Source organism: Pseudomonas sp. P108 (genome assembly GCF_032613195.1).
Lineage (GTDB): Bacteria > Pseudomonadota > Gammaproteobacteria > Pseudomonadales > Pseudomonadaceae > Aquipseudomonas.
This window is the reverse complement of sequence record NZ_CP126691.1, coordinates 309,789-333,289: the sequence shown is the minus strand read 5'-3', so window position 1 is coordinate 333,289 and position 23,501 is coordinate 309,789. Positions and strand designations below refer to the sequence as shown.

General features: G+C 60.2%; 19 protein-coding genes and 1 pseudogene. 10 read left to right on the top strand and 10 right to left on the bottom strand.

All coding sequences use genetic code 11. The annotated features are described in order from the left end of the window. Nucleotides 1-78 precede the first annotated feature (78 nt). Both QOM10_RS01435 and QOM10_RS01430 read right to left on the bottom strand, forming a co-directional pair. Nucleotides 79-1,398 (bottom strand): OprD family porin, encoded by a 1,320-nt coding sequence (locus tag QOM10_RS01435; RefSeq protein WP_038359882.1) that lies wholly within the window; start codon nucleotides 1,396-1,398, stop codon nucleotides 79-81. Nucleotides 1,399-1,693: 295 nt separating this feature from the next. Continuing rightward, on the bottom strand, nucleotides 1,694-2,362 hold the full coding sequence (locus QOM10_RS01430) for a DsbA family protein (RefSeq protein ID WP_316917462.1): 669 nt from the start codon (nucleotides 2,360-2,362) through the stop codon (nucleotides 1,694-1,696). A gap of 255 nt (nucleotides 2,363-2,617) precedes the next feature. Here QOM10_RS01430 and QOM10_RS01425 point away from each other — a divergent pair, with 255 nt between their 5' ends. Further along, nucleotides 2,618-4,711, top strand: coding sequence for a TonB-dependent siderophore receptor (locus QOM10_RS01425; protein WP_316917461.1), 2,094 nt, complete (start codon nucleotides 2,618-2,620; stop codon nucleotides 4,709-4,711). Between the two features lie 187 nt (nucleotides 4,712-4,898). Here QOM10_RS01425 and QOM10_RS01415 read toward each other — a convergent pair whose 3' ends face one another. From QOM10_RS01415 to QOM10_RS01400, 4 genes are all read right to left on the bottom strand, one after another. Next, nucleotides 4,899-5,111, bottom strand: a complete 213-nt coding sequence (locus tag QOM10_RS01415; protein WP_127925466.1) for a hypothetical protein — start codon at nucleotides 5,109-5,111, stop codon at nucleotides 4,899-4,901. A gap of 245 nt (nucleotides 5,112-5,356) precedes the next feature. Continuing rightward, a complete protein-coding gene (gene aguA / locus QOM10_RS01410; RefSeq protein ID WP_127925465.1) occupies nucleotides 5,357-6,463 on the bottom strand; it encodes an agmatine deiminase in 1,107 nt (368 codons plus the stop codon). 5 nt (nucleotides 6,464-6,468) lie between these two features. After that, nucleotides 6,469-7,347, bottom strand: a complete 879-nt coding sequence (aguB, locus tag QOM10_RS01405; RefSeq protein ID WP_150750194.1) for an N-carbamoylputrescine amidase — start codon at nucleotides 7,345-7,347, stop codon at nucleotides 6,469-6,471. A 309-nt stretch (nucleotides 7,348-7,656) separates the two neighbouring features. After that, on the bottom strand, nucleotides 7,657-10,569 hold the full coding sequence (locus tag QOM10_RS01400; RefSeq protein ID WP_316917460.1) for an aminotransferase: 2,913 nt from the start codon (nucleotides 10,567-10,569) through the stop codon (nucleotides 7,657-7,659). 166 nt (nucleotides 10,570-10,735) lie between these two features. Here QOM10_RS01400 and rfbC point away from each other — a divergent pair, with 166 nt between their 5' ends. The 4 genes from rfbC to QOM10_RS01380 are packed head-to-tail and all read left to right on the top strand — an operon-like array spanning nucleotide 10,736 to nucleotide 14,966. After that, the gene (gene rfbC / locus QOM10_RS01395; protein ID WP_127925462.1) at nucleotides 10,736-11,281 is read left to right on the top strand and encodes a dTDP-4-dehydrorhamnose 3,5-epimerase; all 546 of its coding nucleotides are present in this window, start codon (nucleotides 10,736-10,738) and stop codon (nucleotides 11,279-11,281) included. Nucleotides 11,282-11,323: 42 nt separating this feature from the next. Then, the gene (locus QOM10_RS01390; RefSeq protein WP_150750196.1) at nucleotides 11,324-13,132 is read left to right on the top strand and encodes an ATP-binding protein; all 1,809 of its coding nucleotides are present in this window, start codon (nucleotides 11,324-11,326) and stop codon (nucleotides 13,130-13,132) included. Then, entirely contained in the window at nucleotides 13,129-14,514 is a 1,386-nt protein-coding gene (locus QOM10_RS01385; protein WP_127925460.1) for a sigma-54-dependent transcriptional regulator, read from the top strand. The genes QOM10_RS01390 and QOM10_RS01385 overlap by 4 nt, the downstream gene beginning before the upstream one ends. After that, nucleotides 14,511-14,966: a YiiD C-terminal domain-containing protein gene (locus QOM10_RS01380; RefSeq protein ID WP_127925459.1), complete on the top strand. Its 456-nt coding sequence runs from the start codon at nucleotides 14,511-14,513 to the stop codon at nucleotides 14,964-14,966. Before QOM10_RS01385 ends, QOM10_RS01380 begins: the two co-directional genes overlap by 4 nt. Nucleotides 14,967-15,171: 205 nt before the next feature. Here QOM10_RS01380 and cysQ read toward each other — a convergent pair whose 3' ends face one another. Together cysQ and nudE are read right to left on the bottom strand one after the other, a co-directional pair. Further along, complete coding sequence (gene cysQ, locus QOM10_RS01375; RefSeq protein WP_316917459.1) at nucleotides 15,172-15,999, bottom strand: 3'(2'),5'-bisphosphate nucleotidase CysQ; 828 nt, start codon at nucleotides 15,997-15,999, stop codon at nucleotides 15,172-15,174. Nucleotides 16,000-16,010: 11 nt separating this feature from the next. Further along, nucleotides 16,011-16,577 (bottom strand): ADP compounds hydrolase NudE, encoded by a 567-nt coding sequence (gene nudE / locus QOM10_RS01370; RefSeq protein ID WP_034151897.1) that lies wholly within the window; start codon nucleotides 16,575-16,577, stop codon nucleotides 16,011-16,013. An 88-nt stretch (nucleotides 16,578-16,665) separates the two neighbouring features. Between nudE and yrfG the strand changes: the two genes are divergently transcribed. Then, on the top strand, nucleotides 16,666-17,328 hold the full coding sequence (gene yrfG, locus QOM10_RS01365; RefSeq protein ID WP_127925457.1) for a GMP/IMP nucleotidase: 663 nt from the start codon (nucleotides 16,666-16,668) through the stop codon (nucleotides 17,326-17,328). 94 nt (nucleotides 17,329-17,422) lie between these two features. On the opposite strand, the gene lysM is transcribed toward yrfG, so the two are convergent. After that, a complete protein-coding gene (gene lysM / locus QOM10_RS01360; protein WP_160037858.1) occupies nucleotides 17,423-17,863 on the bottom strand; it encodes a peptidoglycan-binding protein LysM in 441 nt (146 codons plus the stop codon). Nucleotides 17,864-18,001: 138 nt separating this feature from the next. Between lysM and QOM10_RS01355 the strand changes: the two genes are divergently transcribed. The 4 genes and pseudogenes from QOM10_RS01355 (at nucleotide 18,002) to QOM10_RS01340 (ending at nucleotide 22,975) form a co-directional block, all read left to right on the top strand. Beyond that, complete coding sequence (locus QOM10_RS01355) at nucleotides 18,002-18,889, top strand: LysR family transcriptional regulator (RefSeq protein WP_160037856.1); 888 nt, start codon at nucleotides 18,002-18,004, stop codon at nucleotides 18,887-18,889. Between the two features lie 92 nt (nucleotides 18,890-18,981). Continuing rightward, the gene (gene fdhD, locus QOM10_RS01350; protein ID WP_127925455.1) at nucleotides 18,982-19,821 is read left to right on the top strand and encodes a formate dehydrogenase accessory sulfurtransferase FdhD; all 840 of its coding nucleotides are present in this window, start codon (nucleotides 18,982-18,984) and stop codon (nucleotides 19,819-19,821) included. Continuing rightward, nucleotides 19,818-22,164, top strand: a pseudogene (locus QOM10_RS01345) (FdhF/YdeP family oxidoreductase). The gene fdhD and the pseudogene QOM10_RS01345 overlap by 4 nt, the downstream one beginning before the upstream one ends. Nucleotides 22,165-22,492: 328 nt before the next feature. After that, nucleotides 22,493-22,975, top strand: coding sequence for a glycine zipper domain-containing protein (locus tag QOM10_RS01340; protein ID WP_095120808.1), 483 nt, complete (start codon nucleotides 22,493-22,495; stop codon nucleotides 22,973-22,975). 67 nt (nucleotides 22,976-23,042) lie between these two features. Here QOM10_RS01340 and QOM10_RS01335 read toward each other — a convergent pair whose 3' ends face one another. After that, the gene (locus QOM10_RS01335; protein ID WP_316917458.1) at nucleotides 23,043-23,474 is read right to left on the bottom strand and encodes a thioesterase family protein; all 432 of its coding nucleotides are present in this window, start codon (nucleotides 23,472-23,474) and stop codon (nucleotides 23,043-23,045) included. Nucleotides 23,475-23,501 lie beyond the last annotated feature (27 nt).

The following is a 23,501-nucleotide window of genomic DNA, read 5'->3' as shown; positions in this document are numbered from 1 at the left end:
GTTTTCATCGAAAAACCGTCGAAAAAAAACCCCGAACCAGTCGGGGTTTTTCTCATGTTTCTTACACTTGATCAGGCATCAGAAGATATTGATCGGGTAATCCACGAACACACGCAGCTCGTTGCCGCTGACGTTGTACTCGCTGGATTTCTGCGACACGCGCAGGATCGAGCTGCGCAACTTCACGCTCAGGTCTTTGGCCGGGCCGCTTTGCACGACGTACTTGAACTGGTTGAAGATTTCCCGCTCGGTGCCGCCTTCGCTGGTAGACGTGGTGATGTTGTCGCCACGCACGTAGGCAAAGTTGTAGCTCAGGCCCGGGACGCCGAATGCGCCGAAATCGAGGCCGTAGCCCAATTGCCAGCTACGTTCGTCTTCAGCGTTGAAGTCGGACCAGTAGGAGTTGGCCAGGTAAATCGTGTTGCCGCCGTCGCCGACACGACCCTGTTCTTTCTGGTAGCCGCCGTAGGCGTAGCCCAGGTTGCTGTCGCCGGTGGAGCGTTGGTGCGCCACGGTGAACGAGTGCGGGCCAGTGGCGAACGTTGCAGCCAGGCTCCAGATCTTGTTGTCGCGACCGGTCACGATGCTTTCGCCCGGAACGGTGTTTTCGCGAACGTACGAGCTATCCAGCTTGGTGCGGTAGCCGTTGAAGTCCAGGGTCAGCGACTGATCCTTGTTGAACGGCAGCACGTAGTTGGCATTAACGTATTGTTTCTTCAATACGTCTTCGACGTCGGAAGCGTACAACGCGCCTTTGAAGTTCTCGGTGAACTGGTAGCTACCGCCCAATACGTTGATCGACTTCAGACCACCGCTGTCACGGCCTTCAGCGCTCTTGCGCGATTCAGCGGTGAAACGACCGGCGTTCAGCTCCAGGCCTTTGATCTCTTTGGAAGTGATCAACGTACCGGTGTAGCTTTCCGGCAACAGACGCGAGTTGTCGTAGCTGAGTACCGGCAAGGCCGGCATTTGGTCGCCGTAGGTCAGCACCGTATTGGAAATACGGAATTTGACGGCTGCACCGCCCTTGGACAGGTCATTGGCCGCTTTATCACTGCCGCCAGGCGCATGATCAGCTTGCTTGAAAAAGTCGATACCTTGCGCGCCGGTGCGACCTTCACCACCGTCCAGACGCAGTGCGTACAGACCGAAAGCGTCAACACCGACACCCACGGTGCCTTGGGTGAAACCGGACGAGAACGTACCGATGGCCGCTTGGCCCCACTCGGCTTTGTCCGGACGACCATCTTTGTAATCACGATTGATGTAAGCATTGCGCAGCAGCACTTTGAGGCTGCTGTCTTCAACAAAACCCTTGGACTCGGCCTGGTCGTTAGCCATGGCCTGAGTGGCGCTCAACATCCCCAGTGCGATCAGACTGATTCGCTTGTTCAACATTTTGTTTTCCTTATTACGGGTTGAAACGCGCTGTGTCGAACGGCGGAAACGGCGCTTTTGCACTCTTTTATTCACCCCGAAACAAAAAGGCCCGCCCACGAGAACGTGATGGCGGGCCTGCTCCTTATTTTGAGTCATGGCGGTTGGCCACAGGCGTTGGGCCGAATCGTAGCCGCGCCCTGAACAATGTGTCAATTTCAAGAATCGTCTTTAAATAGGTAAAAATCGTCTAAGAAACGTAAATTTTGCGCTGACTCCTTGCTGGGAAATGCACACAGCCAGTGAATCCGGTGCGTCACGCACACCCATCGATCGCACACAGTGCAGAGACTTCGCCTGGCTCATCGAGGACGATTGCCTGTTTCAACCAATCGGCAAATGCCTGCGGCTTGCCCAGCCAGGGACTGATGTCGACCAATTGGATTGTGCCTTTCTGCTCCAGAGCAATCGTTGGAAAACCCTGGCCGCTCAATTGAGCCAAAAACTGGCGACTGGCTTTTATATGCCCCTCGCTATCAACGGACTCAAACGCAATGTGGAAATCTTCCTGCGCATAGCCAATCTGCATCGCCAATTCCAACAGCACGGCTGAATCAGCAATGCGTCGCCCTTCCACATAGTGCGCGGTCTGCAAGCGCCCCAACATGCGCAGACCGCCTCGGTCGATGGCTTCGGCCGCCATGACCGCCGCAATCGGTGGCGTCGAATCGAACACCGCTGAGTGATCGCGCAGTAAACCGTCGAAATACGCCTCGCCAAAAGGCTGGCCGGTGTATTCGGCAATGCGTCGGTCGTGGGGCAAGACGTAATCGCGCAGTTGCGAGGAAACCGGCTGGCGGTTGGCGCCACTCATCATGCCTCCAGCATGGACAATCACCGGCAGCACCTGTTGCGCGGCTTCAACCAGCGGCTTGGCGCCATAACACCAGCCACACAACGGGTCGTAGATGTAATGAAGAATCATGGGAAAGCTCCGGCAGCAAGTCAGGAAAATCGATGGCGGCAGATTAGTCCTCGCACCCGTGCAGAAAAACGCCGGAATGGCTTTCAGTCTGTTTCGCGAATCGGTCGAATTGTCTGGTCGGTCAGATTGTGTCGAACTGGACACAAATTGAAACAATCAGACCAGGGAACTTATAAGGAATAATTAACGGAAGTAAATGCAAAGCATTACCATTCGCGCGATCGAATTCCTCCACCCTCTCGGATGCGCTTTTCAATGCCTGCCCCGTTCCGTCTTACGCCCGTCACCCTTGGGCTTTCTGCTTTTCTGTCCAGTGGTTTTGCCTATTCGGCGACCGAGTTACCCGCCACCGCGATCAGCGCCGAAGCGCAAGCCGATGACCCGCGGGTAAAGCTCAGCAGCACCGCGACCCGCACCTCGACGCCCGTGCGCTATGTGCCGCAGGCGATCGATTCGATCAAGACTTCGAACGTCGCCAACTACGGCACCAATGACATCGCCGACGCCTTGAGCGGCATGCCCAACGTCAGCAGCAGCGCCGACACCCGCTTCGACAGCCTGCGTATTCGCGGCTTTGATGCCAGCAACGATTTCTATCTGGACGGCATCCGCGACGACAGCCAATACAAGCGCGACCTGCACAACATCGAACGCGTCGAAGTGCTCAAAGGCCCGGCCGCCGTGCTGTACGGCCGTGGCAGTCAGGGCGGGATCGTCAACCGCGTGAGCAAGATGCCGGAATTCGGCCGTCGCTCGACCATCGAGGCCCAGGCTGGCAGCGAAGATTTGCGCAGCCTTTACGCCGACCTCAGCACTGATCCGAGCGAAAACATCAGCCTGCGCCTGAACATGGGCAACATGGATGAAAACAGCTTCCGCGACGGCGTCAGTGGCAACCGCCAACTGTTCGCGCCGTCGATGAGCTGGCAACTGACGCCGGACCTGAACTGGCTGGTGCAGTACGAATACAGCCGCTACAACCGCACCCCGGATCGTGGCATCCCCGGCGTCAACGGACGCCCGGCGGATGTCGGGAGCGACACGACCTATGGCAACGATCACGACTTCATCGATGACAAGTCGCAATCGCTGCGCTCGAAACTCACTTACGAAATCAACGACAACTGGCAACTGCGCCAGACCCTCGGCGTGTTCAATCTCGACAGCGATTTCGACAACACCTACCTCACCGGTTACACCCCGGCGACCAACAAGGTCACGCGTCAACACTGGCAGCAGGATCTGACCACCCGCAACGTCTACAACAACGTTGAACTGGAAGGCGGATTCGATACCTTCGGCCTGGAACATCGTCTGCTCACCGGCATCGAGATCGGCAGCCAGCGCCGCGATCCAAAGTTGTACAACGCCGCCACTGGCAGAACCCCGGGCGCGCAGCCCGTGCCGTCGCTCGACCTCTACAGCCCGAATCGCGATCTGCGCCACACCGGCAGCATGCAGGTCTCCAGCAGCAGCCACACTGAAGTCGAAAGTCGCGCGGTGTACGTCCAGGACCAACTGCGCCTGAACGACCAATGGCAACTGCTCGCCGGTTTACGCTACGACACCTTCGATATCGAGTCGACCAACAAGCTGCGCAACATCTCGGAAGACCGCGACAGCCACAGCACCAGCCCGCGCGTCGGGCTGGTCTGGACGCCGTTGCAGAACCATTCGTTCTACGCTTCGTGGTCGAAGACGTTTTCGCCAGTCGGCGGTGGCTTGATCGGCATCACCCCGGGTGCGGCCGGCAACACCAACGATCTCAGCCCCGAGCTGACCAAGCAGAAAGAAATCGGCGTGAAGAGCGACTGGTTCGACGATCGCTTGAGTACCACGCTGGCGATCTATGACCTGGAACTCTACAACCGCCGCACCACCGATCCAAACGACCCGACCTTGACCGTGATGTCCGGTCTGCAGCGCTCGCGCGGGATCGAGTTGACGGCCACTGGCAACATTGTCGGCAACTGGTACATGCGCGGTGGCGTCGGCATGCAGGACGCGAAGATCGAGAAGGACAACAACGGCCTGGAAGGCAAACGCATCAATAACGTCGCCAAACGCAACGGCAGCCTGTTCCTGACCTGGAAACCGGAGATGGGCTGGTATGGCGAAACCGGTCTGACCCTGGTTGGCCAACGCTATGCCGATAACGCCAACACCACCGTGTTGCCGGGTTATGGCCGCTGGGATGCGCTGCTCGGTTACCGCTTCAAGGATTGGGATTTGCGCGCGGCGCTGAACAACATCACCGATCGTGATTACTACGCATCGGCGACCAGCCAGTATCAAATCCAACCGGGCGCACCGCGCAGCGTCGTGATGACCGGCACCTACAGTTTCTGATTTCACACACATCCCTGTGGGAGCGAGCCTGCTCGCGAAAGCGTCGGGTCAGTCGACATCGTTGTTAACTGATCCACCGCATTCGCGAGCAGGCTCGCTCCCACATTGAGTGGGTGCGTACAAAATAATCGTGCATAAAAAAGCGCCGCCATCCCGGCAGCGCTTTGACCAATCCCTGTTGTTCTTCTTATCCCTCCATCACAGCCCACAACGCATCCAGTTCGGCCTCGCTGAACAGGCCAGCGGGGTAACGCTCAATCATCATCCGGCGCGGATCAGGTTGCCTGATCTGACGCGTTCCATTGGACTTCAACCAGTGCGCGACAATCTGGAGCGATTCGCCGTTAACGGCCATGGGATGCAACGTCCGCTCGCTGACTACGTTCACTTCGGCGTTCATTTCAGCGCTCTCTCCCCGTTCGTGAGCGGCTACGTTATCCAAGGTTTATGACAGAACTGTTGAAGTTCTTCCCCCTCCCTAGTGCCCTTTGTCGGATACAAGACCTATGCCAAGGTTTCTCATTTGTCGACAAGCGGATACAAAGAAGCCCGCAGTCCTGTCGGGCTGCGGGCCTCAGTTGATGCATAGCGAGCTAATCACTGCCCGGCTGATTTGTTAATCAACTCAAGCTGTTACAACTCAACTCACTCTTTGTGCGGCGCGGGTTGCTGTTGGGTAAGGCAGTGAATATTGCCGCCACCCAGTAACAGTTCACGGCCCGGCACCATCACCACTTCGTGCTGAGGGAACAGCTTCTGCAGAATCTCTTTTGCCGGGGCGTCCATCGGATCGTCGAAGCTCGGCGCGATGATGCCGCCGTTGACGATCAGGAAGTTCACGTAAGAACCGGCCAGGCGTACGGAAGGATTACGCTCCTGTGTACCATCCACCGGATCGACGCCGGCGCACTCTTCTTCGGTCGCGTACAGCGGCCCCGGAATCGGCATTTTGTGCACCGTGAACGGGCGACCCTTGGCATCAGTGCTGCTTTGCAGGACTTTCATTGCCGCCTGGCAGCGCGGGTAGTTCGGGTCCTGCGGATCATCAGTCCACGCCAGCAATACTTCGCCCGGACGCACGTAGCAGCAGAAGTTATCCACATGGCCGTCGGTTTCGTCGTTGAACAAACCGTCCGGCAGCCAGATGATTTTATCCACAGTCAGATTGGCGCTGAGCACCGCTTCAATCTCTTCGCGACCCAGATGCGGGTTGCGATTGCGGTTGAGCAGGCATTCTTCGGTGGTGATCAGCGTGCCTTCGCCGTCGACGTGAATCGAGCCGCCTTCAAGCACGAAACCTTCAGTGCGATAACGCGGGCTGCGCTCGATCTCGAGGATCTTGCCGCCAACCTGCGAATCACGGTTCCATGGCGAGTACAGACCGCCGTCGAAACCGCCCCAGGCGTTGAAGTCCCAGTTCACACCGCGCACTTCGCCGCTGTTGTTGATGACGAAGGTCGGGCCGCTGTCGCGTACCCAGGCGTCATCGCTGGACATCTCGACCACGCGGATATTCGGCACGTCGAGACGCGCGCGGGCGTTTTCGTATTGGCCAGCGGACACGGCCACGGTTACCGGTTCAAAACGCGCGATGGCTTTGGCCACCGCAGCGTGTGCGGCTTGCGCCGGTTTGCCGCCCAGACGCCAGTTGTCCGGGCGCTCGGGCCAGATCATCCAGGTCTGCGTCTGCGGCGCCCACTCGGCCGGCATGTGAAAGCCGTCGGCGCGCGGGGTACTTTTCAAGGTGGTCATCGGGATCAGGACTCCAGGGAACCGTCGAGGGTTTTCAACGCACCGTACAGGTTCGGACGGCGGTCACGGAATGAACCCCACGCGCTGCGAATATGTTCGAGCTCGTCGAGGTTGAAAGTGTGCACAAGAATACCTTCTTCGGTTTTATTCAGCTCCTGCACTTTTTCGCCAAACTGGTTGGCGATGAACGAAGAGCCATAGAACGTGATGTCGTAGCCGTCCTGTTCTTCGTTGCCGATGCGGTTGCTGGCAATCAGCGGCATCAGGTTGGCGCCGGCATGGCCCTGCTGCACACGCTGCCAGTGATCGCGCGACGAGATGGTCTTGTCGTGCGGCTCGCTGCCAATTGCCGTTGGATAGAAGAGGATTTCCGCCCCTTGCAACGCCATGCTGCGCGCGGCTTCCGGGAACCACTGATCCCAGCAGATGCCCACGCCGATTTTCGCGTAACGCGTATTCCACACTTTGAAACCGGTGTCGCCCGGGTTGAAGTAATACTTCTCGTGGTAGCCCGGGCCGTCCGGGATGTGACTTTTACGATAAATCCCGAGATTGCTGCCGTCGGCGTCGATGATCGCGATGCTGTTGAAACGCGCGCGGCCGGCCAGTTCATAGAAGCTGATCGGCAGCACCACTTGCAGCTCTTTGGCGACTTTCTGGAAGTGCTTGATCGCAACGTTGTCTTCCACCGTCGTCGCCAGTTGCAGGTAGTCCGGGTTCGGCTTCTGGCAGAAATACGGCGCCTCGAACAGCTCCTGAATCAGGATGATCTGCGCGCCTTTGGCGGCGGCTTCACGCACCAGCCTTTCAGCGATTTCGAGGTTGGCTTGCAGATCCCACGAACAGGCCATCTGAGTGGCGGCGACGGTAACGATACGGCTCATGAATCATCTCCGGGCAGGTGCTTCGACGGCCGACAATTCGACCGAAAAGAAAAACGCGCGCACCGGACATGAGATCGCCATGCCGGAGCAATGGCGACTTTATAACCGATAAATATCGGCTTTAGAAGCTTGTTAAATGCCTTTCGTCTAAATAAATTCAATAAAAGCCGATACAAATCGAATTAGAAAGCGAAAAACAAGTGTGGGAGCGAGCCTGCTCGCGAAGGCGATTGATCAATCAACACAGTTGTTGAATGAGAAACCGCTTTCGCGAGCAGGCTCGCTCCCACAGGAGGTCAGCGTGAGGGCTTACAGGCCCTCGGTGAGGACTCGGTCGAGCATATCGACAAAGAAATCCACACTCTGACGCGACGTCACCATCGGTGGCTTGATCTTGAGAATGTTCAGATCATCACCGGTCGGCTGCATGAAAATCCCCAACTCGCGCAGGCGATCGCACAGCAACGCGGTTTCCTCGCTCGCCGGCTCCAGCGTCTCGCGATTGCGGATCAGCTCCAGCCCCAGATAGAACCCGGAACCGTGCACCGCCCCCACCAGCGGATGTTTATCGATCAACGCTTCGAGCCGCACCTTGAAGTGGCCACCGACCACTTGCGCGTTCTCCCAGAGTTTTTCTTCTTCCATGACATCGAGCACCGCCATGCCGATCTGGCAACTGACCGGGCTGCCACCCGCTGACGAGAAGAAGTAACCCTCAGCCTCCAGCGCTTCGGCAATTTCCCGGCGAGTGATGACCGCGCCCAGCGGTTGACCATTGCCCATACCCTTGGCCATGCAGATGATGTCCGGCACCACGCCCTGCTCTTCAAACCCCCAGAAGAAGTGGCCCATGCGCCCGTAACCGACCTGCACTTCGTCGGCGATGCACACACCGCCCTGCGCACGGACCAGCGCGTACACCTGTTTCAAATATCCCGGCGGCAGCGAAATACCGCCAGCATTGCCATAAACCGGTTCGCAGATGAATCCGGCCAATTGGCGCTTCTGCTCGGCAAGCTTTTCCAAATGACGCTCAACGCTGCGCACATACTCTGGCGCCGAATCGAGGCCACGGAACTCACCGCGATAGGTGTTTGGCGCCGTCACGGGATGCACCCAGTCCGGGCGACTTTCCAGGGCTCGCGGGTTGTCGGCTATCGAGGTCGAAACCGCATCAGCGCCGACCGTCCAGCCGTGATACGCCTCGAGTACGCTGAGCATGTCGCGCCCGCCGCTGTAGGCCCACGCCAGACGAATCGCCAGGTCATTGGCCTCGCTACCGCTGTTGACCAGAAACACTCGATCCATGCCTTCCGGTGCCAGTTTCAGCAAGCGCTCGGAGAATTCGGCGACCGCCGCATAATTGAAGCGCGAGTTGGTGTTGAGCAACGACCACTGACGAGCCGCGACCGCTGCCATGCGCGGGTGACCGTGACCGAGCACCGCAACGTTGTTGAGCATGTCCAGATAGGAGCGGCCCTGCATGTCGATCAGATGATTGCGCCAGCCGCGTTCGATACGCGGCGGGTCGATGTAATAGTGTTTTTGCGTGCGGGCGAAACTGGCATCGCGGCGTTCGAGCAGGGTTTTCGCGTCCAGCTCCGGCTCGGCATCACAGGCAAGCCCCAACAACGCAGCGGGCGATGGGCACAGCGCCTGCCACGCCGGAGCATGCGTCGGTGTGCAAAACAACGGCGCATTGAGCTGCGCGCCTCGGCACAACTGCACCCGCAGCGGGCCGTTGACCGCGCCCAGTACTTGCCCTTTGACCAGCGCCGCGCCGCTGTGCAGCGAAGGTGTCACGCCCCACAGACGAACACTGAGTTGCGGGCCATCGAGTTGCAGCACACCGTCTGCGGCCTGATGCACGACGCCAGCGAACGGCGCCTCCACGGTGGTGCCATCGGGCACGCGCAATTCCACGTGCAGCGGGAAGGTATCCGGTTCAACGGCACTGTCGGGACGAGTGCGCGACAAACGGTACTGACCATAACGGCTCGCCGCCAAACCATGGGCCGCCGCCGCTTCGTTCAACAGGTGCTGATCGATACCCTCCTGCTCCCAGTTGCCGGCCTCGAAGTGCGGACTCAGGACACCGAGATCGATCAGCGCAAACTCGCGGCCGACCAGACCGGGCAGCAAGGGCGCAAACCCTTCGCTGTCGATCGCCGGCAATGCGTGACCGACGGCAGTGAGGATCGCCGCTTCCATCAGCGCCTGTGGCACCGATATCGCCACCCTGAAGATTTCCCACTCATGGCTGAGGTTGTCGCGGCTGTAAGTATTCGCCGGGTCGATGCTGACCTGTTGCTCGCCACTGAGCACCAGCACCGCTGCGCGCGCGACGATCAATGGCCACAGCGCTTGCAGCTCCTCATGCTGCAGCGGATTGACCGCGTGGTAGGCCTGCACCGCCGGCAGGATGACAAACGGATCGCCAGCGGCGTGATGCAGCAACGCCGCACAGGTCACCGACAGATCGGTGATACGCCAGGTGCGCACCAGATCGCCAAAGTCGATCACACCCTGCAACTGCCAGTGACGCTGGGCATCGCGCGCCCAAACGGCGTTGTCATCGGTGATGTCCATATGGATCGCCTGCACCGGCAGCTTGCCCCGCAACGGCTGCAAACGGCGCTCGGCCTGTTCGGCGGCATCGGCGATCAATGTCCGTTGTTGCTCATCCTTGATCACCGGCAGCAGATGGCTGATCAGTGCACTGGCGTGGCGGGCATCCCACTGCAACGTGCGCTCAAGGCCCGGATGGTCGAACCCAGCCAGCGCCAGATCCATCTCACCGCAGAGCCGGCCAAAACCCGCCACCACATCACGACCCAAGTGATCGAGATGCGTGAGCGGCTGCCCCTCGATGTAATCCAGCAGCCGCACATGAACGGCTTCGCCCCCAACCTCCAGCGACAGCAGATCCTCGCTATTATTGGCCGCAATCACCCGCGGCACCGTCACCACCGCGTGCTCGGCCAGATACTTGAGGCCCGCATGCTGGGCTTGCAGCTCCACCAAGGCGTAATCGCCACGGCAGATTTTCAGCACGAACCGCCCGCGTGGACTGTCGACGCGAAAATTCAGATCCTGCTGACTGCCAAGGGCCTGCAAAGTGCCGCTGAGTCCGTAGTGTTCCGCCAGCCATTGCCGGGCCTGCTCGGCAGACACCTGCGGGCTGGGCAAACTGGCGCGATGAATCAACGTGGCGAGCGGCATGAAACGACCCCTGAAATGTTATTAGGCGCCTATATCGCCATTGCTGGACGGGATCCGCAACCCCCAACCGCGCAAAGGTATACGGGCTATTTGTCTTGCAGCACTCGCACCCTCCGACACTTTGCGCAAGAATGTCGGCCATTCACACCTGCCTATGGAAATCCTCATGAATGTAATCACCACCGACCTGCCCGGTGTCCTGATCATCGAACCGAAGGTGTTTGGTGACGAGCGCGGTTTTTTCTACGAGAGCTTCAATGCCAAGTCGTTCCAGGACGCCACCGGTCTGGACACGCAATTCGTGCAGGACAACCACTCGCGCTCGCAAAAAGGCGTGTTGCGTGGCCTGCATTACCAACTGCAAAACACCCAGGGCAAACTGGTCCGCGTGACCGTTGGTGAAGTACTGGATGTCGCCGTGGACATCCGCCGCAGTTCGCCGCACTTCGGCAAATCGGTGGCGGTGCGTCTGTCGGCTGAAAACCATCGTCAACTGTGGGTGCCGGAAGGTTTCGCCCATGGTTTTGTGGTGCTGAGCGAGTTCGCCGAATTCCTCTACAAGACCACCAACTACTACGACCCATCGTCCGAGCGCAGCATTCGCTGGGATGACCCGGCTCTGGGTATCGACTGGCAGCTGGACGAAGCGCCGAAGCTGTCCGCCAAGGACCAAGCCGCAGCGCTGCTCAAGGACGCTGACGTCTTCGCCTGAGGCCGGGCATAATGCGCCTGTCACCTCAGGCGCATCCGGCTTATGAAACCAACCCTTCCCCCCAGACCTCGCTGGCGCAGTCTTGCCCTGCTGGCCCTGTGTCTGGCGCCGCTGTTGTGGCCGCTGGAACATCTCGCCGAACGCTATTACCGCAGCGAATTGGCCGGGCAGAACCGCCAGACCCTCGACCTGTACGTCGCCAACCTGCTGGGCACCCTGCACCGCTATGAAGTGTTGCCGCAAATCCTCGGCGACCTGCCGGCGCTGCGCTCGGTACTCGGTGCGCCTGACGACGGCGTCACCCAAGGCAATGCCAATCGCCTGCTGAAGAACATTGCCGCGCAGACTGGCGCCGAAGTCATGTACCTGATGGACACCAGCGGCCAGACACTGGCGGCGTCGAACTGGGACAAACACGACAGCTTCGTCGGCCGCAATTTCTCGTTCCGGCCGTATTTCAGCGAAGCCATGGCCGGACGCCTAGGACGCTTCTTCGGCCTCGGCACGACGTCGGCCAAGCGTGGTTATTTCTTCGCCGCCGCCGTGCGCAACGGCGAAAAAATCATCGGCGTGCTGGTGATCAAGGTCGACCTCGACCACACCGAAAGCCTGTGGGGCAAAACTCCGGAACAACTGCTGGTCACCGACCACAACGGCGTGGTCATCCTCACCTCGCGCCCGGAATGGCGCTTTCGCTCGACCCGTGATTTGAGCGACAGTGAGCGTTCAGCGATCACCGCTATCCAGCCTTACCCGACTCGCGAGCCGCGGCCGCTGAATCTTAGCCCGACTGCGTGGTTGATCCAGACCCACGACATCGCCGAAACCGGCTGGAGCGTGAGCATTCTCGCCCCGCGCACGCTGATCGACCGCCCGGTGCGCACCGTGGTCGCCATCGGCGGCGCCACGCTGTTGGTGGTGATGTTACTGCTCGGCCTGATGATGCAGCGCCGCCGCCATTATCTGGAACGTATAGCGTTCGAGGCCAAGGCACGCCGTGAACTGGAAGGTCGCGTGGCGGAACGCACCAGCGACCTCGAAGGCCTCAACCGGCGTTTGAAGGAAGAAGTTCTGGAGCGTGAGCAAGCCCAGCAAGAACTGGTGCGCGCCCAAGATGATCTGGTCCAGGCCGGCAAGCTGTCGGCGCTGGGGACCATGTCAGCGAGCATCAGCCACGAACTCAATCAGCCGCTGGCAGCGATCCGCAGCTACGCGGAAAACGCCGAAGTGCTGCTCGATCATCAGCGCACCGACGATGCGCGCGGCAACCTCAAACTGATCAGCGAACTGACCGGACGCATGGCCTCGATCATCGCCCACCTGCGCGCCTTTGCCCGCCGTGATCGCCACGCGCCAGAAAGCGTTGCCCTGCAACCGGCGCTCGACGATGCGCTGGCCTTGCTCGCAAAACGGCGCCGGAGCATGGAAGTCGAGCTGATCCGCGACCTGCCCGCCGCCACCCTGTGGGTCGAGGCCGGGGAAACGCGTCTGCGCCAGGTGCTCGGCAATCTGCTTGCCAACGCCCTCGACGCCCTCACCGAGAAAGGCCCGCCACGCAAACTGTGGCTGAGTGCCGAATCCACCGCCGAGGGCGTCAATCTGTACATTCGCGACAACGGCCCGGGGTTTTGCATGGAAGCCCTCGGCCGCGCCAGCGAGCCCTTCTACACCACCAAGACTCGTACGCAGGGCCTTGGCCTGGGGCTGGCCATTTGCGAAACGCTGATGCGCGCCTTCGGAGGAGAACTGTCGTTCGCCAACCACAAGCAAGGCGGCGCCTTGATTACCCTGCGGCTGCGCGCCGGTGCGCCCGGGGTCAGCCTGCAACCGTCCGAGGATCGAAGTGCATGACCATCGACAATCGCATTCAGGTGGTGTTGATCGACGACGATCCGCACCTGCGTCAGGCCCTCGGTCAGACCCTGGATCTGGCCGGCCTGAAAATTCTGCCGCTGTCCGAAGCCAAGGGTCTGGCCGCACAGCTTGAGCGTGACTGGCCGGGCGTGGTGGTCAGCGACATTCGCATGCCGGGCATGGATGGCCTGGAATTGCTCAGCGAATTGCACGCGCAAGACCCCGAGCTGCCCGTGCTGCTGATCACCGGCCACGGCGACGTACCGCTGGCAGTGCAGGCCATGCGCGCTGGCGCTTATGACTTTCTCGAAAAACCCTTCGCCAGCGACGCGCTGCTCGACAGTGTGCGTCGCGCGCTGGCCCTGCGCCGACTGGTGCTGGACAACCGCAGCCTGCGTCTGGCCCTCAGCGACCGCAATGAATTGAGTGCGCGGCTGGTCGGCCACTCAACGCCGATGCTGCGTCTGCGTGAGCAGATCGGCGCGCTGGCCGCGACCAAGGCTGATGTGCTGATCCTCGGCGAAACCGGCGCCGGCAAAGAAGTGGTCGCCCGCGCACTGCACGATTTATCCAGCCGCCGTAACGGCCCGTTCGTGGCGATCAACGCCGGCGCACTGGCCGAGTCGGTGGTGGAAAGCGAACTGTTCGGCCACGAACCCGGCGCGTTTACCGGCGCGCAGAAGCGCCGGATCGGCAAGTTCGAATTCGCCAATGGCGGCACGCTGTTTCTCGATGAAATCGAAAGCATGAGCATGGACGTGCAGGTGAAGTTGCTGCGCATGTTGCAGGAGCGCGTGGTCGAACGTCTTGGCGGCAATCAACTGATCCCGCTGGACATCCGCGTCATCGCCGCAACCAAGGAAGACCTGCGTCAGGCCGCTGATCAGGGGCGCTTCCGCGCCGACTTGTACTACCGCCTCAACGTCGCGCCATTGCGCATTCCGCCGCTGCGCGAACGTGGCGAAGATGCATTGGTGCTGTTCCAGCATTACGCCGATGAAGCCAGCGCCCGCCACGGCCTGCCGCCCCACGAGCTGCAACCAGCACAACGCGCCTTGCTGCTGCGTCACACCTGGCCGGGCAACGTGCGCGAACTGCAGAATGCCGCCGAACGTTTCGCCCTCGGCCTGGAACTGGCGCTGGATAACGCTGGCGCCGAAAGCGGTGGCAGCACCACGGTCGAAGTCATCAACGGAGGTCTCAGCGAGCAAGTGGAAAACTTCGAAAAATCACTGATCGCTGCCGAACTGGCACGCGCTCACAGTTCCGTACGCAGCCTCGCCGAAGCCTTGGGCATTCCGCGCAAGACCCTGCATGACAAGTTGCGCAAGCATGGCCTCAACTTTGGCGACAGCAGCCATGGGGACGAGAACGAATGAGCACAGACACTCGCTATCTGGAGTCGGTCCTGCATCACGACATCCCGCTGACACGGGACATGGGGCTGAAGGTGCTCGACTGGCATGAGCAGCAGTTGAGTCTGCACCTGCCACTCGATCCGAACGTCAATCACAAAAGCACCATGTTCGGCGGCAGTCTTTACTGCGGCGCGGTGCTGGCCGGTTGGGGCTGGTTGCATTTGCGTCTGAAAGAGGAAGGAATCACCGACGGGCACATTGTGATTCAGGAAGGGCAGATCAGTTATCCGCTTCCGGTCACCGGAGATGCCACGGCGATTTGCCCGGCGCCTGACGCGAAGGCGTGGAAGAGGTTTCTGGCGATGTATCAGCGTTATGGGCGGGCGCGGTTGACGCTCGATACGCGGATCGTCAATGCGGGTAGCGATGAGGATGCCGTGAGGTTTACCGGCCAGTACGTTTTGCACCGCTGAAGATCAAAAGCCCCTAACCCTAGCCCTCTCCCAGAGGGAGAGGGGACTGATTGGGGGATGCTTCAGAGGTACATCGACCTGAAGGCGCTTCACTGAATCCATAATCGACCCAATCTTTCAGGTCGATGTGTGATGCAAGACAACTCGGTCGGCCCCCTCTCCTGGGGGAGAGGGCTGGGGTGAGGGCGATTGCCGATCAGCCCACTTAACCCCGGGCCAACGCCAACAACCTTTCCCGCCACGCCGCCTTCGCCGGCAGCGCCAAAAAGAACTCGTTCAACAGCGATTCCCGCGCCGGATAGCAGAACGCTTCCCCGCGCAGATCCAGCACTTCACCGCCAGCCCCTTCGAGCACACCCTGCGCCGCCGCCGTGTCCCACTGCGAGGTCGGCGCCAGGCGCGGATAGCAATCCGCCGTGCCCTCAGCCAGCAGACAAAATTTCAGCGAGCTGCCAATGTTCGCCAATTGCAACTCACCCAGGCTCGCACTCAACCCCGCCAGCAAGCGCTCCTGCTCGGGACTCGAATGGCGACGACTGGCTACCACGGTAAACGCCTCTCCCGGCCCCGGCACATCACGCACCTGAATCGCAACCGGCGTACCGCCCTTGTCGCAACGCCACGCCCCAAGCCCGGCGCCGCCGACGTAGAAACGACCGTTGGTCGGCATCGACACCACGCCAAACACCACCCGACCATTTTCGATCAGCGCGATGTTGACGGTGAACTCTTCGCTGCCGCTGATGAACTCCTTGGTGCCATCCAGCGGATCCACCAACCACCAACGCTGCCAGCCAGCGCGCACGCTCTGGGGGATGTTGGCGTCTTCTTCCGACAACACCGGAATGCTCGGATCCAGCGCCGTCAGCCCGGCGAGGATCAGGTGGTGCGCGGCCAGATCCGCCGCCGTCACGGGCGAGTCATCGGACTTGGCCGTGACTACAACGCCGGCGCGCCAGAATGGCAAAATCGCCTCGCCGGCCTGCAATGCCAGCTCAACGACCGGCGCCATCAACGGGTGGGGAAACGTCATCGATATCTCACTCATGCTGGAAAGAACCCGCGCTCGGTCAGCAGATCGCGGGTCAGATACAGTGCAGCCAATGCACGGCCTTCGGAAAACTGAGGATTGAGCGCCAGCGACGACAGTTCGCGCAGGTTCACTTTGTCGACACGCATCGGCTCAGGCTCGTCGCCTTCGAGACGTTCCTCGTACAAATCAGTCGCCAGGACCACCTGAATCTTCTGGCTCATGTAACCGGGCGACAGTGACAGCTCGGTCAGATGTTCCAGTTGCCGCGCGCCAAAACCGGCCTCTTCCTTGAGCTCACGCTCGGCTGCGGCCAACACATCCTCGCCCGGTTCGATCAGACCTTTGGGCAAGGACAATTCGTATTCGTCGGTGCCGCCACAATACTCTTCGACCAACACCGCGTGCTCGGCATCCAGCATCGCCACAATCATGACCGCGCCGTAACCCGCACCTTTGCCGACCAGACGCTCATACGTGCGTTCCACGCCGTTGGAAAAACGCAGTTTGAGTTCTTCAACGCAAAACAGGCGACTGGTGGCGACGATCTCGCGGGCAAGTACGGTGGGTTTCTGGCGCATGCAAAGCTCCTTGGCGTGAACGCGCTACTATAACGCGGCTTTCCCGATTGTTTATGTCGGATATCTTTCTACCGCTCGAGACGTTGCCATGCCTTCATTACCGTGGTCCGACATCGATACCGTTCTGCTCGACATGGACGGCACGCTGCTGGATCTGCACTTCGACAATCACTTCTGGCTGGAACACCTGCCCCAGCGCTACGCCGAACTGCACGGGGTCAGCCGGGCCATGGCCGAGATGGAATTGCAGCCGCTGTTCGAACGCCATGCCGGTCAGTTGCAGTGGTATTGCCTGGATTTCTGGAGTGCCGAGCTGAAGTTGTCGGTGCGGGAATTGAAGCTGGAAACTGCGCATCTGATTGCCTTGCGACCGGATGCCGATACCTTTCTGGCGGCGATCAAACGCGCCGGCAAACGGGTGATCATGATCACCAACGCGCACCGCGACTCACTGTCGCTGAAGCTTGAGCGGATTGAGCTAGCGCCGTATTTCGAACGGCTGATCAGCTCCCACGATTATGGTTATCCCAAGGAAAACCCGCAGTTTTGGGATGCCTTGCAGGCGGACATCGGCTTTGATCCGGCGCGCAGTCTGTTCATCGACGATACCTTGCCGATTCTGCGCAGTGCGCGGGATTTTGGCGTGGCACATTTGCTGGCGGTGAAAGAGCCGGACAGCCGCAAGGGGCCGAAGGACACGGCTGAGTTTGCGGCGGTTGAGGATTACCGCAGTTTGATTGCAGGGCTTTGATACCGAGTTGGCCCATTCGCGAGCAGGCTCGCTCCCACATTTGGAATGCGATCCAATGTGGGAGCGAGCCTGCTTCTAGTGGCGTTACGACGTGTTACTCAGGAATACGCAGCGTCTGCCCCGGATAGATCTTGTCCGGATGCGACAGCAGCGGCTTGTTGGCCTCGAAGATCTTGTTGTACTGGTTGGCGTTGCCATACACAGCGAGGGAAATCGCGCTGAGGGTGTCGCCTTTTTTCACCACGACAAATTTTGCTGCAGCCACCACCGGACCGGTCACGGTGATCTGATCATCCACGCTGCCAACCCCGACAATATTGCCCACCGCCAGCAAAATCTTTTCTTTCTCTTCCTGACTCGCGACTTCACCGGTAACGGTCACTTTGTCGCCGTCCACCGTTGCCTGCACATTCGGATTGCCCAGGCCGACCTTGCTGATGTGTTCCTTCAACTGCTCACTGGCATTGGCGTTACCCGGGGTCAGCAGATCGAGCAGCTTTTCACCGGCTTCTTTTACAAAACTTAAAAGACTCATCGTGGTTCTCTCCATGGAATAAAGGGTCAGTCGTCCAAGCCTAGACCACCGCAGACAAACCCGGTTCCAAGCCGACCAATGACCCTGCCACCGCGCAAGCGGTAGAATCGCCCACCCCTGCCAGCGCCCGGAGCGAAGATGGACATCAAGCAGCTGAAATTCCTCATCGCCCTCGACGAAACCCGCCACTTCGGCCAGGCCGCCGCGCGGTGCCACATCACCCAACCCACCCTGTCGATGCGCCTGCGCAGCCTCGAAGAAGAGCTCGACCTGCCGCTGGTCAACCGTGGCCAGCGTTTCGAAGGCTTCACCGCGCCGGGCGAGCGGGTGCTGGCGTGGGCGCGCTCGGTGATGGCGGCTTATGACGGTTTGCACGCGGAAGCGGCGGCGTGTCGCGGCAACCTCATCGGTACGCTGCGACTGGGCGTGGTGCCGCTGTCGAGTTTCGATCCGTTGCCGTTGATGCAACGCCTGCATGCCGCACACCCGAACCTGCGTTTCGAAATGTCGGCGCTGAGTTCTGAACAGATCCTCGAACACCTGGCGAACAACCGCATCGACCTCGGCGTGTCCTATCTCGATCGTCTGGACAACGAACGCTTCGAGTCCCTGGCCTTTAGCGAAACGCGCATGGGCCTGCTCTACGACCAACGCTCTTTCACCTTTGGCGACGCCCCCTTGAGCTGGGAATCGCTGATCGAACTGCCGCTGGGCATGCTCACCAGCGGCATGCACTTTCGCCAGTCCATCGACCACAACTTCCACAGCCGTGGCCTGACCCCGCAACCGTTGCTGCAAACCGACGCCGTGCATCAATTGTTACAAGCAGTACACGGCGGCTTTTGCTGCGCGATCATGCCGCTCGACGGCGGTCTGGAAAAACTCACCGACCACCTGCGCCTGCAACCCATCGAAGACGCGCAAACCCTCGCCCCGCTGGGCCTGATCATGCGCCGCGGCGCCCCGCGCTCGGCGCTGGCCGAGGCCTGTTTCGCGCTGTATCAGCAATCGCCAGGCGACGCTTGATCGACGGCATCTATCGATAGATCGACAGTAGCGATTAGACGCGACAAGTTGCCGCGCCTAGTCTTAACGTTGATCAAACCGTCGGTGATGCCATGAACGCCAAGCGCCCAGCCTGCGCGGCGCCAGCAATCGAAACGCCCGCGCCCGCCGCCAGCCAGACGTACAGTTACAGCGATTTGCCCCGCGAGGAATCGACCAGCACTGCGCTGGCCGAGGAAGTCGCGTTGGCGATCGCCTACAACGGCATCAGTCAGGCAGTGATGCTGGTGACGCCGACCGACCTGGAAGACTTCATCGTCGGCTTCAGCCTCGGCAGCGGCATCATCGAAGACGCCACCGACATCTATGACCTGCAACTGACAGGGGCCGGATCTGCGCAATACGCGCAAGTGACCATCGCCAACCGTGCGTTCTGGAATCTCAAGCAACAGCGCCGGCAAATGGCGGGCACCAGCGGTTGCGGATTGTGCGGGGTTGAAGCGGTGGAGCAGGCATTGCCCGATTTGAAAGTACTGCCCGGCGCGCCGCTGCCACCGATCGAATGGCTCGACGGTCTGCGTCAGCGCATCGGTGCTTTTCAGCCGCTCGGCCAGCACTGCGGCGCGGTGCACGCGGCGGTGTTCATGAATGGCAGCGGCGAATTGCTGCTCGGTCGCGAAGACATCGGCCGGCACAACGCCCTGGACAAACTGATCGGTGGGCTGATCCGCCAGAAGATATCCACAGAAGGCGGCCTGGCGATTGTCACCAGTCGTTGCAGTCTCGAATTGATCCAGAAAGTCCTGCGTGCCGGCATCCAGACCCTGGTCAGCCTGTCCGCACCCACAGGCCTTGCCGTGCAATGGGCCCGTCGACACAACCTCAATCTCATCCACCTGCCGCAGAAAAGTGCGCCGCGGGTGTATAGCCCCGCGATGGAGAATCAAGCGTGAGCCAACATCATCAAGCCGACCAGAAACCTGTTCCGCGCTACAAGCCTTACAAAGGTGCCGCCGGCGGCTGGGGTGCCCTGATCAGTGTGGCCCAAGCCTGGTTGACCAGCGACAACGCCCTGAAAAACCTGCGCATGATGCTCAAGACCAACCAGAACGGCGGTTTCGACTGCCCCGGTTGCGCCTGGGGCGATTCGCCGGAAAGCGGCATGGTCAAGTTCTGCGAGAACGGCGCCAAAGCGGTGAACTGGGAAGCCACCAAGCGCCGTGTCGACGCCAAGTTTTTCGAAACACAGCGTCACTTCGCTGCTGGAGCAGAGCGACTACTGGCTCGAGTATCAGGGTCGCCTGACCGAGCCGATGGTTTACGACGCCGAAACCGATCGCTACAAGCCGATCAGTTGGGACGACGCCTACACCCTGATCGCCAAGCACCTGCAAAGTCTGCCGAGCCCGGATCTGGCCGAGTTCTACACCTCGGGTCGCGCCAGCAACGAGGCGGCGTATCTGTATCAGCTGTTCGTGCGCGCCTACGGCACCAACAACTTCCCTGACTGCTCGAACATGTGCCACGAGGCCAGCGGTGTGGCGTTGGCGCAAAGTGTCGGTGTCGGCAAAGGCACCGTGACCTTTGACGATTTCGAACACGCCGACGCTATTTTCGTCTGGGGCCAGAACCCCGGGACCAACCACCCACGCATGCTCGAACCGCTGCGTGAAGCGGTGAAGCGCGGCGCACAAGTGGTGTGCATCAACCCGTTGAAAGAGCGCGGCCTGGAACGTTTCCAGCACCCGCAACACCCGATCGAAATGCTCACCAACGGCGACAAACCGACCAACACCGCGTATTTCCGTCCGGCCCTCGGTGGCGACATGGCGCTGCTGCGCGGCATGGCCAAGTTCCTTCTGCAATGGGAGCGCGATGCGCAGAAGGCTGGCGAACCTGCTGTGTTCGATCATGACTTCCTCAATGCCCACAGCGCTAACGTGCTGGAGTATCTCGGCGTGGTCGATGACACGCCGTGGGAACAGATCGTCGAGCAATCCGGCCTGACCCTGGTCGAGATCGAACAAGCCGCGCGCATGTACGCCAAAGGCAAGAACGTGATCATGTGCTGGGCGATGGGCATCACCCAGCATCGCCATTCGGTGCCGACCATCCAGGAAATCGCCAACCTGATGCTGCTGCGCGGCAACATCGGTAAACCCGGTGCTGGTCTGTGCCCGGTGCGCGGCCACAGTAACGTGCAGGGCGACCGCACGATGGGCATCAACGAGCGTCCGCCGGTGGCGTTCCTTGATTCGCTGGAACGACGCTTCCAGTTCAAAGTGCCGCGTCATAATGGCCATAACGTGGTCGAGGCGATCCATGCGATGGCCGAGGGACGCGCCAAAGTCTTTATCGGTCTGGGCGGCAACTTCGCCCAAGCCACGCCGGACAGCCCGCGCACGTTCGAAGCCCTGAGCAATTGCGACCTCACCGTGCAGATCAGCACCAAGCTCAACCGCAGCCACCTGGCGCACGGTAAAGACGCGCTGATCCTGCCGTGCCTCGGGCGGACCGACATCGACATTCAGACCGAAGGCCCGCAAGCGGTCACCGTGGAAGACTCGTTCAGCATGGTTCACGCCTCCAACGGTCAGTTGCAGCCGCTGTCGAACCAGATGCGCTCCGAACCGTCGATCATTGCCGGCATCGCTGCCGCCACACTGGGCAGTAAACCGGTGGACTGGAACTGGTTGGTGGCCGACTACGGGCGCATCCGCGAACTGATCGCCGACACCATTCCCAACTTCAAAGAATTCAACGAGAAGATCAAGAACCCGGGCGGGTTCTACCTCGGCAACAGCGCCGGCGCACGCAAGTGGAACACGCCGTCGGGCCGGGCCAATTTCCGCGCGAACATGCTGCCCAAGGATCTGGTGCACGAACGCACCCGCGCGACCGGACAATTGCCGGATCTGATCCTGCAATCGATGCGCTCTCACGATCAGTACAACACGACGATTTATGGCCTCGACGACCGTTATCGCGGGGTGAAAGGCCAGCGTGATGTGCTGTTTGCCAATGAGGCCGACATCATTCGTCTGGGCTTCCGGCCGGGACAAAAGGCTGACATTGTTTCGATATGGGACGATGGTCGTGAGCGTCGGGTGAAGGGCTTCACCTTGCTGGCGTTTGATATTCCAGCGGGCCAAGCGGCGGCTTATTACCCGGAAGTGAATCCGTTGGTGCCGCTGGAGAGCACTGGGGATGGCAGCCATACGCCAACGTCGAAGTTCATTGCGATTCGGCTGGAAGCGGCGAGTGAGACTGGGTTGATCATGGCCAAATCCGCTTAAAGCGGTGTCAGTACCGGCCTATTCGCGAGCAAGCTCGCTCCCACATTGGAATGCAGTTCAAATGTGGGAGCGAGCTTGCTCGCGAAGGCGGTGGGACATTCAATACACTTCTTCCGGCTAGCACTTTTCAACCGCCCACAAAAAAGGCCGCTTTTTCACAAAAACGGCCTGTCCGAAGTAGCTAAAGACCGGCGAAAACCGGTTAAGTTCCGGTGAAAAAACAGCAACTTGCAAAATTGTATACAAGTCGTGTTATTCGTCGGATTTCGATTGTCACGCCCAGTTCAGAGCCTCAGGATCGGCGCCGTCATCCCTTTGAGGCTCATCTATGAAGTTCTCCTCGATTCTCTTGTTGTCCCTTGGCCTGGTCAGTGGTTTTGCTTCCGCAGGCGGCACCACCGAAGCAGGTGTGGGCGGCGCATTGGGCGGGGTTCTTGGCTCGGTCGTCGGTCAGTCCTTAGGCGGCAATACAGGTTCCACCATCGGCGCAGCCCTGGGCGGCGCGGGTGGTAGTGCGGTCGGCGCCGACAAGCGCAGCCGTGGCGAAGCCGCCATCGGTGGTGCGCTGGGCGCGGCCGGCGGTAACGTGGTTGGCCGCAGCATGGGCGGCACCACCGGCAGCCTGATCGGCTCCGCAGCAGGTGGCGGCGCCGGTGGCGCGCTGGGTAACTACATGGGTAACAAAAGCGATGACGATGATCGTCATTACGATCGCGGTCGTGACCGTGACCGTGGTTATTACCGCGACCGTCATCCAGGCCGCGGCCACGCTTACGGCCACCGCAAACATCACAAGTACCATCGCGACTGAGGCCTCAAACACCTCGCTGGCCGGTAAAGCAAAATCGCAGCCCAAGGGCTGCGATTTTTTTTGCCGTTTACACCACCAGGTATTCCAGTGCCTGCCGCAGTTCGGCAGGAATCGGCACTGGCTGATTGCTCGCCCGATCGACGAATACATGCACGAAGCGCCCGGCCGCACACGCCTCGCTTTCACCGACCTTGAACACCGCCAATTCGTATTGCACCGAACTGTTGCCCAGCTTGCCGACCCGCAGACCAATCTCGATCAGATCCGGAAAGGCGATCGAAGCGAAGTAATCACACGCCGAACTGACCACAAACCCCACCACCTCACCGTCATGGATATCCAGACCACCGACCTGAATCAGGTAAGTGTTCACCGCCGTGTCGAAGAAGCTGTAGTAGGTGACGTTGTTGACGTGACCGTAGGCGTCGTTGTCGTGCCAGCGCGTGGTGATGGGCTGGAAGTGCGGGTAGTCGGCGCGTTGTGGCATCGGGTTGGACATTGCTCAACAATCCCTGAAGTTAATGGG